Below are 17,548 nucleotides of genomic sequence, written 5' to 3'. Positions count from 1 at the left end.
TTCAGATTCGAAATGATTCTATGTTTGCATCAGAAACAGGTTCCCGATCTAAAACTTAGATCAGGGATTAATAGGGAATTCGGTGAAATACCGAAGCTGTCCCCGCAACTGTAAGTCTGCGCTTTTCTGATTTACTCAGAAATTTGAAAAGCTTTCGCTAAGCAAAGCCATTGAACCATTTTTTTTGGTTTGAGAAGGCCAGTGAAAGTCAGACAAGCCAGGAGACCTGCCTGATTCTGTTGATTCTGTGCTTTCGGAGGAAAAGCGAAGAAGACATGCAATTACTGGGTTTAGTGTACCCTCTTATTTCATTTCTTCCCATTTCTCTTCAAGCCCGGATCGAATTCAACCTTTGATTCGATTAGGCATGATTTTATTAGTGTGGGCATTCACATTTTTTGGATCTGATATCCAAAAAATCGATACAGTTGGGCTTCAAGAAATTGAAGTGATATCCCCTGCCTATGAGCGATTCGGGCAGGGTCAGAAGTCAATTAAGTGGAGCCAAAAAGACTTAGAAGCTTACCAAAGCAGGAGCTTGGCTGATCTCCTTGCTGACCAAAGTCCGGTTTTTATCCGCTCTTATGGGCCTGGCATGTTGGCTTCCCCATCTTTTAGAGGGAGTTCGGCTGGACATACCGCGGTTTTTTGGAACGGAATCCCCCTCAATAGTCCTTCTCTCGGACAAAGTGATTTTTCATTGTTACCCGTATTTGCCATTGATCAGGCAAGCTTACAATTTGGTTCATCCGGTGCTCTTCTGGGAAATGAAGCAATCGGCGGCAGTGTAAACCTGAAGTCCCAAGCTGGATTTCAGGAAAAGTCTAGCCTCTTACTTTCTCAGGAATTTTCCAGTTTCGGAAATTATCAAACCAATGTCAAAGGAAGTATTTCAGGCAAAAAATTGGCCCTGCAAAGTAAAATCTATCATCAATTTGCAGCCAATAAATACCCATTCCGAAATCTAGCCCTGCCCGGTACTCCAATACAAGAGCAGGATCATGCCCAAGTGATTCAAAAGGGGATTGTAGCTGATCTGAATTGGAGAATCTCCGACAATAAATCACTGAAAACCTCCATTTGGCTTCATCAAGCTGAAAGGGAAATCCAGCCTCCCATGGGATCTTCTACTCAGGATTTTCAAGAGGACCAAGCTTTGAGATGGTCCATGAATTATGAGGTTTTCAAGAAAAAAAGTACTCTATCATTCCAATCTGGATTGGTTCGGGAGGAGCTCATTTTTAACGAAATTGAGAACAATACATCCCAATTCATCTTGGGAGGAACTTGGGACTACTTCCCAACAGAGCAACTTTCTTATCACTCAGGAGCAAGAATCACTCTAGTCAAGGGAGATCTCAGTACCTATGCTGCTACGGATGAGCGATTGGAAATATTCCAATCAGCAAAGTACAGTCCTACAAACAGACTGAGTTTATCCTTAAACCTACGTCAGTTGGGATATGGAGACCAGCTTGTTCCGCTTATTCCGGGGGCTGGTTTAGATTGGACTTTTTTAGAACAAAAAAATCAAAGTCTGGAGTTGAAAATCTCGGCAGGAAGAGGCTTCAAAGTTCCCACATTAAATGACAGATTTTGGTCACCTGGAGGCAACCCGGAATTATTACCAGAAAATAGCTGGAATGTGGAATCAGGTCTTCATTGGAAAAAGAATTCATTTTCTCAAAGTCTGACTTTCTATAGCATGAATGTAGATAATTGGATCATTTGGTTGCCTCAAGGTTCCTTTTGGTCACCGCAAAATATCAGAAAAGTGAGATCTGATGGAGTAGAATATCAGGGTTCAATGAAGTTCAAAACTGGAGCAGTCGATTGGATTTCACAATGGCAATATAGTTTGAACCGGGCAGTCTCTTTGGTTGGGATATCTCAAAATGATCCTTCATTGGGGAAGCAACTCCCTTACACCCCAAGACATCAAGCCGGACTATCATTACAGGCTCAAGTTCAAAGATTCTCCATTCAGGCTCAAACAAATTACACAGGAGAGCGAAAAATCACAGCTGACAATCCTAGAACACTTTCCCCATTCTTCTTAGCAGATCTGGGAATATCCTATACCGGTTTTAGTATTTCTAAAATTCAAATTCCTCTACAAGTCAGAATCCAAAATTTATTAAACACACAATACCAGGTTATCTATTTGAGACCCATGCCTGGAAGATCTATCCATTTTACTATATCCTTTCAACTATGAAAACTAAACTACTGCAATTAGGACAAGTATTTGTCAGTCTACTCATCCTTTTTTCCTGTATAGGAAATGACCCTGAAAGACCTCTTGGGGAATATGACAGAGGAATCTTGATTATGAATGAAGGTTCTTTTGGAAGCAATGATGGAGAAGTATACCACTTAAACCCAAGCACCAATGAATTGAAGCCTGATATTTTCGAAGCAGCCAATGGACGACCATTTGCTGGATTATTGGAAGATATGGTCAATGAAGATGATAAAATGTATCTGATTGCCAACACCGGCAAGGTGGAAATAGTCAATCCCGGAGATTTCAAAAGTTTGGGAGCAGTGACATCAGGTTTGGATCAACCTAGGTCCTTGACTGTCAATTCTGGCAAACTCTTTATCTCTGATTATGGACCTTATGATGCTAATTTCAATACTCCCAGCTCATACATCGCCGTAGTTAGAAATACTTTAGGCGGAACTGTTTCCAAAAAGATCGCCGTTTCCAGGAAACCTGAAGATTTGATTTCCTTCGGGAAATTCATTTTAGTTGCGGGTTCTGAAGAAGGAAAAGTAGAGGTGATTGATGCTGAAAAAGAGGAATTGGTTAAAAGCATTGAAGTAGAAGGAAACCCATCACAGTTTTTTGAAATTGATGGCAAGATTTATCTGTTTTCATCCAAAGCAGATGAGGTAGTTATTTATACTTTCCATTTGGATAACTTCACTCTGGCTACCAGTAATTGGTATCCAATTGCCAATGCTACCGGAAAAATCGCTCTGAGCAATTCTAATACATTATATATATTGACCAGTTCGGGATGGCCAAACTACGAGGACGGAATTGGGGTTTTGCCTCTTTTTGGAACAAGCCTACAGCCAAAATGGTATGAAGGTTCAGGCTTCTATGGAATTGGAATTGATTCCTCAAAAGAGGAGATTTATGTGGCAAATGCTAATGGATTTCAAGGAAATGGCACTATAACTGTGCTTGATAAATCAGGAAACACTGTTAGAACTTTTGACGTAGGAAGAGGCCCTTCTGGCTTTATGATGAAATAAATGATTTGGCCCCGAAAAAATTCGGGGCTTTATTTTTTCAAAAAATGAGAGGTTAATTCTCTAGCAAGATTCATTGGGTTTAGCTCACCTTCCAATACCTGTTTTTTTCCTTCGTTCAATTTTTTCTGAATAGCAGTATGCATGTAAAATGCTCGGCCCAGCAATGCCTGAATACTATCATCCAGCCATTTGAGTCTTTGCTCGGCCCGATTTTTCTCCCAAAATCCATTACCCAACATTTTACTCTGAAAATCTTCAATCATTTGCCAACATTCTGGCAAACCCATACCAGAAATAGAGGACCCTATCAGAACCTGAGGAGACCAATTATTCTCTCCCAATGGAAATAAGTGTAAAGCGTTTTGATAGGTAGCTTTAGCCTTTTTCGCAGGTTGCAGGTTATCTCCGTCTGCTTTATTGATTAGCATCCCATCAGCCATTTCCATGATCCCTTTTTTAATCCCTTGGAGCTCATCTCCTGCTCCTGAAAGCATCAAAAGGAGAAAGAAGTCAACCATGCCTTTCACGGCAATTTCTGATTGTCCTACTCCAACAGTTTCGACCAAAATCACATCAAAGCCCGCCGCTTCACATATCAGCATGGCTTCACGGGTTTTGGAACTTACCCCGCCTAAAGTACTCCCTGATGGACTAGGCCTGATGAAAGCTCTTTTATCTGAAGCTAGTTTTTCCATCCTGGTTTTATCTCCAAGAATGCTTCCTTTGGTTTTTTGGCTACTTGGATCCACGGCAAGTACTGCCACCTTTTTTCCTTTATCAACGAGCATTTTTCCAAATGACTCAATGAACGTGCTCTTCCCTACACCCGGGACACCTGTAATTCCCACCCGAATAGAATTACCAGCGTAGGGTAATAGCTCTTGAACCAAATCTCCTGCAAGTTTGGAATCAGTTTCCAAATTGCTTTCCACGAGAGTGATTGCTTGGGAGAGAACTACTCTATCACCAGCTAAAACACCTTTTTTAAACTCAGTTAAGGACTTTCTTTTTCTCATTGTGAAAAACCTTCTTGGAATTTACTTTGGCCCATGGGACTTTTTTCAAAGCTGGCTAAAACCAAAGGTTCTAAATTTGCTTGAAAATAGGGATACTTAGGAGTAAGTTCAATTTTTGAGGGAGCTTCCGGGGAGAAAAAGTAAACCAGTGTTTTTCCATATTTGGTATGTGGCTGCATTTCGGCGAACTCTCTCATCCAGTCGCCTTCCTCGTTTAAAACTTTTATCGCATAAATTCTCAGCACCGGGCCAGTATTATTTTCATTTCTATAAAAGCCAAGTTCTTCGTATTTCCCCTCAAATCGATCCAATCCGGGCTGAGTGAAGCTTTCTTTTAAAATATATACTACCAAAGCCAAAACAGACAGACTTAACAAAAGGTATAGAATTCGAGTACTTTTCAAAAACTTTAGGGGTTAAAAGGATTAGGCCTTAATTTAGCCGAAAATTCTGACAATGGGTTTCGAATATATCAAAGCACTTCACATCATTTTTGTAGTCACCTGGTTTGCAGGACTTTTTTATATCGTTCGGCTTTTTATCTACCAGACAGAAGCCATGGATCGCCCTGAAGCAGAACGGGAAATCTTAAAACCTCAATTGGATTTAATGGCTTCCAGGCTGTGGTACATTATCACTTGGCCTTCTGCCATTTTAACCCTGATTTTTGGCACTTGGGTTTTAACTTACAGAATGGGCTACCTTGAACTTGGATTCATGCATGCCAAATTGGGTTTTGTGGTTTTGCTCTACGCTTATCATTTGGGGTGCCATAAACTTTTCAAAGAAATTCAAGCAGGACGAACCCGATGGAGCTCTACTCAGTTAAGACTTTGGAATGAAGCCTCTACCCTGTTGCTTTTTGCAATAGTATTCCTGATAGTATTAAAAAATACCCTCAGTATGGTTTGGGGAATTGCAGGGCTAATAGGTCTTGGGATTCTGCTCATGTTGGGAATCAGGCTTTATAAAAAATATAGATCAAAATCTTAATCACCCATGAAGATTAAAGGAATTGGAATACTGGCTTTAGTTAGCGTCTGGATATTTTGGCAGTGTAAACCTGCCAGTGAAGAAAGTTCACAGGAAGTATTACCGAAATTGGGAAATTGGCATGTCGATGATGCTGGAGATACTGTTTACCATCAAATTGCTGAGTTTGCTTTTATAAATCAGGAAGGGGATACAATTTCCAATCAAGATGTCAAAGGCAAGGTCTATGTAGCAGATTTTTTCTTCACTAGCTGCCCTACTATTTGCCCCATCATGAAAAAAGAGATGCTCCGCGTTCACGAGGCATTTGGAGACAATCCTAATTTTAAGATTTTGAGTCACTCTATTGATCCTACTTATGATACTCAGCAGGTTCTGAAAGATTATGCGGAAAAACTAGGGATTGAGAATGCAAAAACTTGGAATTTCCTTACGGGAGAACCTCAAAAAATCTATGAAATCGGCCAGACAAGTTATCTGACAACTGCAATGGAAGATCAGAATGAACCGGGAGGCTTTCTACATAGTGGAGCTTTTGTATTGATAGATCAGGAAGGCCATATCAGAGGCGTCTATGACGGTACCAAATCGGACCAGGTGGATAACCTGATCAAGGATATTCCAAAATTGCTGGGGTCATGAAAAGGTTTCTATTAGGTTTTCTTTTTTTAGCCACTTTTGCCTGCTCTCCCAAATCATCCGATAAGGATAACACACTGGCTCAAATTTCTAATCCAGATGTGATGAAATATGCCGTAAATGGGAAAGCACTTTATGAAAATTACTGTGCAAATTGTCATCAGAAGGATGGTAAAGGGCTGGGGAAACTTATTCCTCCTTTGAATGAATCAGATTACTTCAAAGAAAGTATTCATAGAAGTGTCTGGATTATGAAAAATGGTCAAAAGGGGGAAATCATTGTCAATGGAGAAGCGTATAATCAAGCAATGCCTGCTAATCCCCAGCTCACAGCTTTAGAGATCTCCCAAATCAGTACTTATTTATACAATATCTGGGGAAATAAGGAAGGAGTAATCAGCTCAAAAGATGTGGAGAAATTTCTTTCTGAAAAGCCTGAAAACCTTTAGTCTTTAAGTGTTTTCTCAGCTTTGTTCAGAGCAGTGGTAATTTTTTCATTCACCACTTTCACTTTTTCCATTTGTTCTTCCAAATAAGCTTTCACCTCTTCTGGGCTTCGTTCACCGTTCTCATTATCATATTGCCTCATCCAAACAAACATGGCTTCATAGGCTTGCTCAAGGTCATAAGCCAAGGCTTTTAATTCCTGAATTTTTAGAGAATCCGAGGAACTTTCAGCTTCTAATTCAGAAGCCTCGCTGATAGCCCGCTTTTCGAGGGACTTCAGCTTACCCATCATAGGCATGACTTCATCGTGAACGGCAATCACTTTAGCTCTCATTTCTGAGTTTTCCTCCTCTAAGCTTGAACCACAGGAAACAAAAAAGATAACAATAATCAAAAAAGGAATAAATCTGTTCATGGAGTTGATTAAAATTTGAGTAAAGTTACTATTTTTTCTTTTTTTAATCTTATTAAAATGAAATTATCAAAGAGCAAAAATATTAAAATAGGTTGCTTAATTTTAGAGCTTAATGAAAAAATATGAAACCATTTTGCTTCGCTGACGGAAAAATCATAGATACTCAAACTGCAAGTATCCATCCAATGGACTTGGGATTAATCAGGGGATATGGAATTTTTGATTTCTTCAGAACAGTCAATCATCAAGGTCTGTTTTTGGAGGATTACTTGGATAGGTTTACTGCTTCTGCAGAAAAGACCTTTCTTCCTTTAGATTATTCAAGAGAAGAACTCCGTCAAATTATCGGGCAATTAATCGAAAAGAATGATTTGGAGCAGGGCGGATTGAGAATGGTTTTGAGCGGTGGAATTTCGGACAACCACTTTTCTCCTGCTGATGGCAAACTATTCATTTTTGCAGAGTCCTTAATTTTCCCATCTGAAGAGAAATATGAAAAGGGAGTTAAGCTTTTGACCTTAGAATATGTCCGTCCAATAGCTGATATTAAAACCACCAACTATGCACTTGCAGTGTGGCATTCGGCTCAGTGGAAAAAGCAAGGTGCCGAGGATGTATTATATCACATGAATGGGTTTATCAGTGAAAGCTCCAGAAGCAATTTCTTTATTGTGAAGGATGGTGAGCTAATCACTCCAAGTGAGCATATTCTTCTTGGAATTACCCGGAAAAATTTAATCAAAATAGCAGGTCAGGTCACCATACGACCTATCAGTTTGCAGGAAGTATGGGACGCAGATGAGGCTTTTATCTGTAGTACCACCAAAGTTCTATTACCGGTAACACAAATTGATGATAGAACTATAGGGAATGGTAAACCCGGACCGATTTCCGTGAGTTTGCTGGAAAAATTTAAAGAATTGGAGAAAGAACTCTGCTATTAATACAAAAGCCCTGAAATTTTCGGGGCTCCTTCTTTTTCTAATCTACCAAGGTAGCATCCTTCAAAATATACATCAACTTCTCAGGATCCTTGGAATTGAGAGTCAACTTACCTCTTACCTTCACTCTTTTTGAGGTGTATTTGATAGGTGTTTTCAGCATTACCTCCATGACCGTTTCCGGTCCACCAGAACCACAAAAAAAGCATTCAGCAAGTGGTAAACTGGATAAAATAATATGCTCTGGTTTGAACATTCCCTCGAAAGGAATAATGTAACCATCCGCCTCCACTACTTTTCCTTCCAGCTGCTTCACTTTATCAGAGAATACTGGAACGTAAAGCTCCCCAAAGTTGTCTTCACTGATTTTATAGGTAACTTCCGAAAGGCTCTTCCATACATTTGGGCTTTGCGCGTAAGTGAAAGCTGCGAAACCTAAAGAAAGCAATCCTGTCAATAGGGTGGTTTTGAAATATTTCATGGGTTTAATTAATTCTGCTGCTAGTTATGACTTTGCCAATTGTTTTGCAATACTTGTTTGATAAGCTGACCACGCAGGAATAAGAGAGGCCAGAATACCTACCCCTAACGCATAAACCAGTATCCAAAGTTCTCCTTTCAAGAAAATCCAAGCATCAAGCGAGGCAGCAACTCCCTGTTCATTCTGTGAAATAATTACGGCTAAAAAGCTATGGCCTAAAAGAATCCCAACTAAAGCTCCAATACTGGTAAGCATGATTCCTTCCAAGAAAATCAAAAATACCAATTGCCCTCTGGAGGCTCCGATGGCTCTTAGTATGGCCAAGTCGTATTTTCTTTCTTTCAAGGAATTATAAAGCGCTATGAAAATTCCTAAACCCGAAATACCAATTAAGACAAAAGCCAAGCCTTGAAGTAAACTTACACCTATACCCAGCAACTCAAATAACCTAGCCATTTCAAAAGTAGGAGAAGCGGCTTGCATAGAAGTACCTGAATTGATCATTCTAGGCAATTGAACAGCTGCCATTGGGCTTCTGTATTGAATCAAGAGAGAAGTGACCTCCTTTGCTTCATCCCCTTCAGGAAAGCCGGTTTTCGAAACTTCTTGATGAAGCTGGGCATGATCGTTTTCATCTTCTGACTCAGTCTCTTCTTCATGGGTATACCAGACCGTTTCTATGGAGGTCAAAACCAATCTATCGATGACATTTCCACTGGGAGCAAGAATCCCTGTAACTTGATAGTCATGCTCATGATCATGACTACCAACGCTGATCCCATGGCTGCTCTCAAATGTATCCCCAACTTTGAGCCCCTCCCTTAAGGCAACAGTAGCACCTACTACCACCTCATACGGCTGTTCCCAAACTTTTCCCTGATCAAACTGAGCTTCAAAAAGACCGAGATAATCATGATTGGTTCCTACTATTCGATAGCCTTTATAATTGTCTCCAAGGGCAAGGGGGATGATATTTTTAATCAAGCGACTTCTTGATAGCTTTTTAGCTTCTTCCAAAGGAATATTCCCTGTCGGAAAATCTATATGATAAACCCCAGATAAAATGAGCTGAAGTGGACTGCCTTTAGCACCGACCACTAGGTCTATGCCTTCTGCATCCTTGGTCATTTTATTTTCAAACTGGTCCTGAACGAGCAGTAAAACAGTAATAATTGCAAGGCCCAATGCCAATAAAATCACATTCAATCCAGTGGAAAGAGGCCTGAATGTCAAATACTTCCAACTTAATCGAAATAAATTCATGCGCCTTTGACTTCAATAAATTGAGGAATATGATCTTTAACCCGTTGATCGTGAGTCACTATAATTAAAGCTGCTCCTATTTTTTTTGCTTGAGTTTGCAAAAGGTTCAAAACTTTAAAAGTGTTCTCATCATCCAAGCTTGAGGTAGGTTCATCTGCCAAAATCAACTTGGGAGAATTCACCAATGCTCTTGCAATGGAAACTCTTTGTGCTTCTCCCTCGCTCAGGTTTTGAACTCTAGACTTGGATTTTTCTCCAATGCCCAACTCATCCAATAAGCGATTGATTTCCTGACCCTTTTTCTTTGAAAAATAATGAGCCATTTGAAGATTTTCCTCCACTGTCAAGGGAGCTAACAAGTGAGGTTTTTGAAATACAATACCGATATTTTTACCTCTAAAAAGATCTAGATTTGAGCCTTCTAGGGAGCTCAGAGCCACGCCATCAATGCTTACACTTCCGCTGTGAGGCTTTAGCAAACCACCCAAAATATTTAGTAAAGTTGTTTTTCCACTTCCTGATTTACCAAGAACCAGGAGAGCTTCATTTGATTTTAAATGAATGTCAGGAAAAGAAAGAGGAGCTTGACCAGGATGGGAATATTGAATGTTTTCGGTTGAAATCAACATCTTACTTTACAGGGATTTTCACTTCAAAGGTAGTTCCTTTATTCACCTCGCTAGAAAAATCTATTTCTCCACCCATGACTTCTATACATTTTTTGACAATAGAAAGACCCAGACCTGAGCCCTCCACTATGCCCACGTTCTTTGCTCGGAAAAAACGATCAAACAGCTGGCTTTGTTCGGATTTTGGAATTCCAATTCCATTATCTACCACCGTCCCATAAAGATGCCCATTTTTATAGTCCAGCTTAAATAGAACTTCGCTTCCATCTTTGGAGTATTTGACAGCATTGGAAAGTAAATTCTCAAAGGTTTGGTATAGAATTTCACTATCTGAAACAATGGTTTTAGGCAGGTCACCCAATTCTGTTTTAATGGTCACATCATTCTCAATACCGGCTTTAACTGTATCCAGCAACTCCTTGACAAAAGCTCCCAGAAACATCTTTTTCGGCTTGAACTCCATTTTGTTCGCATCAGCCTTTCCAAAGAATAGCACACTGGTGAGCAGATTGTTCAAGGCACGAACGGAATTTTCAATTTTCATCGCATGCTTTGCGATTTTTTGCTTGAACGGATGATCTTTTTCAGCATACATCTGTAGCAGCTGAGCAGAGCTCAAAATAGAAGTCAGTGGCGTTTTAAACCCATGAGATACGTTTAAGACAATCCTGGATTTCAATTCATTGATTTCTCTTTCCTTCTCGAGGGCTTTAGTCAACTCTTTATTTGCTTCATAAAGCTCAGCCGTCCGCATCCTTACTTTCTCCTCGAGCTCATTATTCAGCTTTTGTAATTCTTTTTCCTTGCGATCTTTAAAAATTGCCAATTCAATTACCATGTTCAGTTCACGGATATTGAAGGGCTTGATCACATAAGCACTAGGATTTGTACCCACAACTTTATTGAGGGTTTCAGCATCTGAACTGGCGCTGAGGTATACGACCGGTATATCAAATTTTTCATTGATAATCTCTGTGGTAGTGATTCCATCGAGTTCACCTGCAAGATTGATGTCCATCATCACAATATCTGCATGACTTTCATCGAGCAGGTCCAAAGCTTTTTCACCTGTATCTGCTATACCAATAATTTCGTGATTATTTTTCTCCAAAGCCCTTTGCAACAAAAGAGCTGAGACTGAGTCATCTTCAACGATGAGAATTTTAAGGCTAAACATTTAAACTTTGGATCCCGGTTAAGATTAGATTAGGAAAAATACAAAAATTATGATTCTGACAATGGAATTTCAACTATTACTCTCGTCCCTTTATTTTTAGCGCTCTCTAAGTGAATACTTCCTTTCAATAATTCCAAAAGATTTTTGGTAATGGTCATGCCCAAACCTGTTCCCTCAAACTTTCGCTGATTTCCACTACTCTCCTGTTCAAAAGGATCAAAAACCTTTTGTAGGAAATCTTCCTCCATACCAACTCCATTATCCAAGATCTCAATTTTCAGATGATCACCAACATGGTCTACAGTCATTTTCACCACACCTGATTCGGTGTATTTCATGGCATTTCCGATCAGGTTATTGATGATCATTTCCAGAAAACGTTTATCCGAACTTCCTTCTATTCTATCTTTTAGAAATTCAAGTTCTAATTGAAGTCCTTTTCGTTCCGCATGAGAAAAATAGGGTTTCATGATCGCAGATATAAAAGCTTTAACGTCAAAGAAAGAATATGATACCTGCATTTTATTTGCCTCTATCTTCGCCATATCCAAAATCGAGGAAATAGTAGTGAGCAACCTTTCCCCGCTCTGAAGAATCAAATCCAACTCCGAAAGTAATTTAGGGTCTTTGGAGTATTGCATCATGATATGCTCTGTACCTCCCAAAATCACATTTAGTGGGGTTCTGATTTCATGACTCACATTGGACAATAAACTCGTCTTAAATCTATTGGCTTCTTCCGCTTTTTCTTTTGCCTCGGTCAGCTTTTTTTCAATCTGTCTTTCGATTGTTACATCTCTGAAGACCGTCAAAATCAATCGCCCATCCTGAATCTCAGAGTTGATCACTTTGGTATAGACCTCCATTTCCAGACTTTGATTACTCCACTTCACCTCCTGCAAGAAGGTCAAACCAATTGTATCCAATTGATCCAATGTTTTATAGAAAGACTTAAAAAACTTAGTGTCTTGAATAATTTCTTGAAGATTTTCTCCCTCTAAATTTTCAGGAGCTTTTTTAACTAAAAATGCGAAGGAAGGATTTGCAGCAACTATTTTTTTTCCATCAACACTCAATAACAAGGCATCTTTGGAGCTATCCCATACATTCTTGAATTGCTCTTCTGCATGCACTTTTTCTTTATCTTTTTTAGACAATACACTCTCCAAAACCCCCAATTTTCTCAATTGATCGTAAAATGAATTGATAAAAAATCCAACTCCCACCAGAAATAAGGCTAGCAGTACCAAAAACCAGGCTCTCAGATAAAAGGGCCTTAAAACCGTGAAAACTGGTGTAGTGATAGCATCAGAGAAATTGGTCCCTTCATAGGAAGCCTTAATTTCTACCTGATATTCTCCCGCAGGAAGATTGGGTAAAAATATTCTGGAAGACTTTGGGTTTTTTAGGACCTCCCAATTTTCATTCAAGCCAATTACCCTGTAGTGAACCCATAATTCATCCTCCTCATTGAATCCAATAGCTGAATAATTAATTTCAAGGGTATTTTTCTCATACGGCACCTTCAACTCAGCACCTTCTTCAATCTGATTTCCACCCAAGAAAATGGAATTCAAATGTAATTTGGGTTCCCCCTGAGCAAAAAACTGCTCATCAGGCTTAAAAATGGAAAATCCGTCTAAAGTTCCAATTAGAATCAAACCTCGGTTCCCCTCTATCAACGCCCCCCGGTTGGTCTCATTATCAGCCAATCCATTTTGACTGTTCAAATGCTTGATTTGAAATTGATCTATTTTAAAAATTCCATCATCGGTTCCTACCCAGATCACTCCTTTTGAGTCTTTCAGAATTGAAAAAACCGCTCGGTTAACAGTGTTGCCATTCACTTCAAAAGGAAGGATTGTATCATTTTTTATGATTTTCAGACCAGTCTCTGTGCCCAACAAAATCCCATTTTCTGTTTCCAGATAATCATATCCCTCGGCAATCAAAAGTCCATTTTCCTGTATGATTCTTCTCTCATTCACGAGCCTGCTTGCTCTGATTATTATTTTTCTTCCGTCTGATAGTTTTCCAGCTTTTCGAAGGTGGTAGAAGCCATTCATGATTTCTTCCAGCTGTGACTTCAGAGAATTTGAATACAAATTCTGAAAATTACCTTTCGTGGAAGCTAAATACACAGACTTTGGAGTGGTGATCATCAAGGAATCACCAAATGCATATATCGAAGAAACTCCCTCTTTTTCGGGATGCGGAAAAATCTGTACGTTTCCCGTCTTCACATTATATTTTCCTACTCCCCGAATATTGGCCGAAAACCAAATTGTATTCTCATCTTGAATAGAAAAATTCACGATTCTACTATTAGGAATCACTCCGGAATTGGAGTCCACATAGATATTTTGGATACCACTTCTAGAAACTTTTTGAATCCCGTTATTAAATCCAATCAGATAAGAATCCTCTCCGGGAATATTAGAAATGGCAGTTACTTCATCACTCAACAAGCCTGAAACCTGCGCATTGTAAGTTTGAAAGGCTAAACTATTGAGATTAACCAATCCTCTACTCGTTACTATCCACAAGACTCCTTCCCTGTCAATCAAAAAATCATGAATATAAAATACTCTGAAAAGGGGCTCTATATTAATATCTAAAAATCGCTGGGTTCCATAGCTTAGTTTTCTCAGGTTTGAATTAAAGAAATAGAAAACGCTCCCTTTGGAAAACTGTAAATCGAAATAATCCCTTAGGAATGTAAAATCTTTTTTAAGGTTAGAATCAATGATTTCAGAAGCATTAAGTTCCGAGTCTCCTTTTGCCAAATAATTACTTCCTAAAAAATAAAATTCTCCTGTTTCAGGAGACTTTTTCACCATCACAGGAGGTGAGGGTAAGATTGAGTTTTCCCAGTTGTATTCTTCAAATTTACCATTGATAAACCTTAGGGTGGAGTTTGAAAGAAAAAATATCGGATAGTCCCTACTGCCTCCCAAGTGACCCAATTTTCCCCAATCCTTATATTTCTTAAAGAAAATATGAGGTTGTTCTCCTTCCCTCCAAAAGATCAACTCATAATTAGTGTCTAGCACATACTCCTTTTCCTTGCCCTTCCCTCTTGTGCTGAAGAAAATATAAAACACATCATTGTCTCTCAGCTTTTCAGGGAAACTGACTTCTTCCCAACTTCCATAGCCCCCTTTCAAAAATTTACCATAGCCTCGGTCATTGTATAACCAAATCATTCCATCCTCATCTTTATGGATATTGATTTGATAATCAAAAAGTGATTTTAAGCTATCAGGTAGTTCATAGGTTTGAAAACCATCTGAGAAAAATATACCTCTTGTAGTGGAAAACCATATCCTGCCCAAAGTATCCTGCTCAGCCTGCAAAACCGTTTGTACAGGCAGCTGAACCCCTTTAGGGTTAGAATTGAATTTAAATGTTTGTGCCTGGGTAGCTACAGTGATCACTGTAAAGGTGATTAAGAGCAGAAACCTCAGGGTGTTAAGTTTCATAAAGGCTAAATTAGAAAAAGATGCCGTATGTCAAATAAAGTGGATATTGTTGATATATTCTTTTGTCAGCGGTCGGTTTCTCTTATTTTTGTGCCAAACTTTAAAAATCGACGCATGAGTGTACTAGTCAATAAAAATTCCAAGGTAATCGTACAAGGATTCACCGGATCTGAGGGCTCTTTTCACGCACAGCAAATGATCGAGTATGGCACCAATGTAGTTGGTGGCGTAACTCCAGGAAAAGGAGGCTCAACTCATTTGGAAAAGCCAGTGTTTAATTCTGTAGAAGAAGCTGTTCAGAAGACTGGTGCAGATACCTCTATCATTTTTGTTCCACCTGCTTTCGCAGCTGATGCAATTATGGAAGCAGCTGATGCAGGAATCAAAGTCATCATCGCTATCACGGAAGGTATTCCTGTAGCTGATATGATGAAGGCTAAGCCTTATATTAAAGAAAGAGGGGCTATCTTGATCGGACCAAACTGCCCGGGAGTAATCACACCAGGAGAAGCGAAAGTAGGTATCATGCCAGGTTTTGTATTCAAGCAGGGCAGAATCGGTATCGTTTCTAAGTCTGGAACCTTGACTTACGAAGCTGCAGACCAAGTTGCTAAAGCAGGTTTGGGTGTTTCTACAGCAATCGGTATCGGTGGGGACCCAATCATCGGAACCTCTACCAAGCAAGCCGTTCAAATGCTCATGGAAGATCCTGAGACCGATGCTATCGTGATGATTGGAGAAATCGGAGGAAATTACGAAGCAGAAGCTGCTAAGTGGATCAGAGAGACAGGAAATAAGAAACCTGTTGTTGGATTTATAGCTGGACAGACAGCGCCTCCAGGTAGAAGAATGGGACACGCAGGTGCCATCATCGGAGGAGCAGATGATACAGCTGTAGCCAAAATGAGAATCATGAGAGAAAACGGAATTCACGTTGCAGAATCTCCAGCTGAAATTGGTGCTGTTATGGCCAAGGTTTTGGGCGTGAACGCTTAATAAATTGTTACTATCGGGTGGACCGATAAACCATAAATTGAAACCGCTTCGATTGAGTTCGAGGCGGTTTTTTTCTTATGTCTAACTTCTGATTTCATATTTAAAAATCTACCTTTGCCGCTTCAATTTCTTGCCTTATGATTTCAGTAGACAATGTGACCGTTCTGCATGGCGGCACGGCGCTTTTCAGTAATATCTCCTTTGCCATCAATGAGAATGATAAAATTGCCTTGATGGGAAAAAACGGAGCAGGTAAATCCACTTTGCTTAAAATTATAGCAGGTCAAAGCAAACCTACTTCAGGCGCTGTATCAGCCCCAAAAGGGTATGTGGTCGCTTATCTACCCCAACACCTTTTGACGAGCGATGACTGTACTGTCATGGATGAAACTGCCAAGGCTTTTGCCAGCTACTTGGACATGAAGGCTGAAATCGAAAGAATTAACGAGGAGCTGACTGTAAGAACAGACTATGAATCCGAAGAATATTATAAGCTGATTGAGCAGGTTTCTGAATTAAGCGAAAAATTCTACGCAATCGAAGAAGTCAATTATGAAGCAGAAGTAGAGAAGGTACTTTTAGGCCTAGGATTCGAACGGGATGATTTGCAAAGGTCTACTTCTGAATTCTCCGGTGGATGGAGAATGCGAATCGAACTGGCGAAAATTCTATTACAGAAACCGGACCTTATTCTATTGGATGAGCCTACCAATCACTTGGATATAGAATCCATTCAATGGCTAGAGGAATTTTTGATTTCTAAGGCCAAGGCTGTAGTGGTGATCTCCCACGATAGAGCTTTTGTTGACAACATCACGACCAGAACCATTGAAGTGACCATGGGTCGTATCTATGACTACAAGGCCAAATATTCTCACTACCTAGAATTGAGAAAAGAGCGTAGAGAGCAGCAGCAAAAGCATTACGAAGAGCAGCAGAAATTTATCGCAGAAACCACTCAATTCATCGAGCGTTTCAAAGGCACTTATTCCAAGACCCTTCAAGTTCAATCCCGTGTGAAAATGCTGGAAAAACTGGAACTCGTGGAAGTGGATGAAGTAGACACTTCTGCTTTAAAGCTTCGCTTCCCTCCTTCTCCAAGATCTGGAAAATATCCAGTCATCGTGGATGAAATGAGCAAATCTTATGGCGATCATGTGGTTTTCAAGGATGCTTCCATGACCATTGAACAAGGACAGAAAGTAGCTTTTGTTGGAAAGAACGGAGAAGGTAAATCAACCATGATCAAAGCCATCATGGGCGAGATTGATTATGAAGGAAAATGCGAACTGGGACACAATGCCCTGATTGGATACTTTGCGCAAAACCAAGCTTCCCTTTTAGATGAGAGTCTAACCATCTTCGAAACAATCGACCAGATTGCTGTGGGTGAAATCCGAACTAAGATCAAGGACTTATTAGGCGCTTTCATGTTCAAAGGAGATGATATCAACAAAAAAGTAAAAGTCCTTTCCGGTGGGGAGAAGACCCGCTTGGCCATGATCAAACTATTATTGGAACCGGTCAACCTATTGATTCTCGATGAACCAACCAATCACTTGGATATGAAAACCAAAGACATCATCAAGGATGCATTGAAAGCATTTGACGGTACATTGGTGGTTGTTTCACACGACCGTGACTTCTTGGATGGCTTGGTAACCAAAGTATTTGAATTCGGAAATAAAAGAGTGAAAGAACACTTTGAGGATATCAATGGATTCTTGAGAAATAAAAAAATGGAAAATCTCAGAGAGGTAGAAAGATAAAAAAATCCCGAGTTTCAGCTCGGGATTTTCTTT

16 protein-coding genes and 1 riboswitch are annotated in these 17,548 nt (G+C 39.7%); of the genes, 8 read left to right on the top strand and 8 right to left on the bottom strand.

What is annotated here, in order from left to right:
* Positions 1-20: 20 nt before the first annotated feature.
* Positions 21-248: riboswitch (cobalamin riboswitch) on the top strand.
* Positions 249-367: 119 nt separating this feature from the next.
* Positions 368-2,218, top strand: coding sequence for a TonB-dependent receptor (locus tag B2906_RS16930; RefSeq protein ID WP_286941923.1), 1,851 nt, complete (start codon positions 368-370; stop codon positions 2,216-2,218).
* Positions 2,215-3,267, top strand: a complete 1,053-nt coding sequence (locus B2906_RS16925; protein ID WP_286941921.1) for a DUF5074 domain-containing protein — start codon at positions 2,215-2,217, stop codon at positions 3,265-3,267. The genes B2906_RS16930 and B2906_RS16925 overlap by 4 nt, the downstream gene beginning before the upstream one ends.
* A gap of 29 nt (positions 3,268-3,296) precedes the next feature.
* Here the strand turns inward: B2906_RS16925 and meaB are convergent, their stop codons facing one another.
* Both meaB and B2906_RS16915 read right to left on the bottom strand, forming a co-directional pair.
* Complete coding sequence (gene meaB / locus B2906_RS16920; protein WP_286941918.1) at positions 3,297-4,283, bottom strand: methylmalonyl Co-A mutase-associated GTPase MeaB; 987 nt, start codon at positions 4,281-4,283, stop codon at positions 3,297-3,299.
* Positions 4,280-4,687 (bottom strand): hypothetical protein, encoded by a 408-nt coding sequence (locus tag B2906_RS16915; protein WP_219958164.1) that lies wholly within the window; start codon positions 4,685-4,687, stop codon positions 4,280-4,282. Before B2906_RS16915 ends, meaB begins: the two co-directional genes overlap by 4 nt.
* A gap of 52 nt (positions 4,688-4,739) precedes the next feature.
* Here B2906_RS16915 and B2906_RS16910 point away from each other — a divergent pair, with 52 nt between their 5' ends.
* Genes B2906_RS16910 through B2906_RS16900 form a run of 3 tightly spaced genes read left to right on the top strand, consistent with a single transcriptional unit; the run spans position 4,740 to position 6,364 of the window.
* Complete coding sequence (locus B2906_RS16910) at positions 4,740-5,276, top strand: CopD family protein (protein WP_219958163.1); 537 nt, start codon at positions 4,740-4,742, stop codon at positions 5,274-5,276.
* A 6-nt stretch (positions 5,277-5,282) separates the two neighbouring features.
* On the top strand, positions 5,283-5,918 hold the full coding sequence (locus tag B2906_RS16905; protein ID WP_219958162.1) for an SCO family protein: 636 nt from the start codon (positions 5,283-5,285) through the stop codon (positions 5,916-5,918).
* Entirely contained in the window at positions 5,915-6,364 is a 450-nt protein-coding gene (locus B2906_RS16900; protein WP_219958161.1) for a c-type cytochrome, read from the top strand. The genes B2906_RS16905 and B2906_RS16900 overlap by 4 nt, the downstream gene beginning before the upstream one ends.
* Here the strand turns inward: B2906_RS16900 and B2906_RS16895 are convergent.
* A complete protein-coding gene (locus tag B2906_RS16895) occupies positions 6,361-6,777 on the bottom strand; it encodes a hypothetical protein (RefSeq protein ID WP_219958160.1) in 417 nt (138 codons plus the stop codon). The two genes, B2906_RS16900 and B2906_RS16895, sit on opposite strands and share 4 nt — an antisense overlap.
* A 122-nt stretch (positions 6,778-6,899) precedes the next feature.
* Here B2906_RS16895 and B2906_RS16890 point away from each other — a divergent pair, with 122 nt between their 5' ends.
* On the top strand, positions 6,900-7,721 hold the full coding sequence (locus tag B2906_RS16890) for an aminotransferase class IV (protein ID WP_219958159.1): 822 nt from the start codon (positions 6,900-6,902) through the stop codon (positions 7,719-7,721).
* Between the two features lie 37 nt (positions 7,722-7,758).
* Here the strand turns inward: B2906_RS16890 and B2906_RS16885 are convergent, their stop codons facing one another.
* From B2906_RS16885 to B2906_RS16865, 5 genes are read right to left on the bottom strand one after another with little or no spacing between them, the layout of a single operon-like run.
* On the bottom strand, positions 7,759-8,199 hold the full coding sequence (locus B2906_RS16885) for a hypothetical protein (protein WP_091655071.1): 441 nt from the start codon (positions 8,197-8,199) through the stop codon (positions 7,759-7,761).
* 24 nt (positions 8,200-8,223) lie between these two features.
* Positions 8,224-9,462, bottom strand: a complete 1,239-nt coding sequence (locus tag B2906_RS16880) for an ABC transporter permease (RefSeq protein ID WP_286941913.1) — start codon at positions 9,460-9,462, stop codon at positions 8,224-8,226.
* A complete protein-coding gene (locus B2906_RS16875; protein WP_219958157.1) occupies positions 9,459-10,091 on the bottom strand; it encodes an ABC transporter ATP-binding protein in 633 nt (210 codons plus the stop codon). Before B2906_RS16875 ends, B2906_RS16880 begins: the two co-directional genes overlap by 4 nt.
* A gap of 1 nt (position 10,092) precedes the next feature.
* Positions 10,093-11,268 carry a hybrid sensor histidine kinase/response regulator gene (locus B2906_RS16870; protein WP_219958156.1) on the bottom strand — a complete coding sequence of 392 codons (1,176 nt, stop codon included), beginning with the start codon at positions 11,266-11,268 and terminating at the stop codon, positions 10,093-10,095.
* A gap of 47 nt (positions 11,269-11,315) precedes the next feature.
* The gene (locus B2906_RS16865; protein ID WP_286941909.1) at positions 11,316-14,750 is read right to left on the bottom strand and encodes an ATP-binding protein; all 3,435 of its coding nucleotides are present in this window, start codon (positions 14,748-14,750) and stop codon (positions 11,316-11,318) included.
* 114 nt (positions 14,751-14,864) lie between these two features.
* Here B2906_RS16865 and sucD point away from each other — a divergent pair, with 114 nt between their 5' ends.
* Together sucD and B2906_RS16855 are read left to right on the top strand one after the other, a co-directional pair.
* Positions 14,865-15,746, top strand: coding sequence for a succinate--CoA ligase subunit alpha (gene sucD, locus B2906_RS16860; RefSeq protein ID WP_091655066.1), 882 nt, complete (start codon positions 14,865-14,867; stop codon positions 15,744-15,746).
* 137 nt (positions 15,747-15,883) lie between these two features.
* Positions 15,884-17,515: an ABC-F family ATP-binding cassette domain-containing protein gene (locus B2906_RS16855; protein ID WP_219958154.1), complete on the top strand. Its 1,632-nt coding sequence runs from the start codon at positions 15,884-15,886 to the stop codon at positions 17,513-17,515.
* The last annotated feature ends 33 nt before the right edge of the window (positions 17,516-17,548 follow it).

It is taken from the genome of Algoriphagus sp. UBA3586, from assembly GCF_002376385.1.
GTDB classification, from domain to species: domain Bacteria; phylum Bacteroidota; class Bacteroidia; order Cytophagales; family Cyclobacteriaceae; genus Algoriphagus; species Algoriphagus ornithinivorans.
Note: the sequence above shows the minus strand (reverse complement) of the source record. Positions and strands in the feature narration are given on the sequence as shown.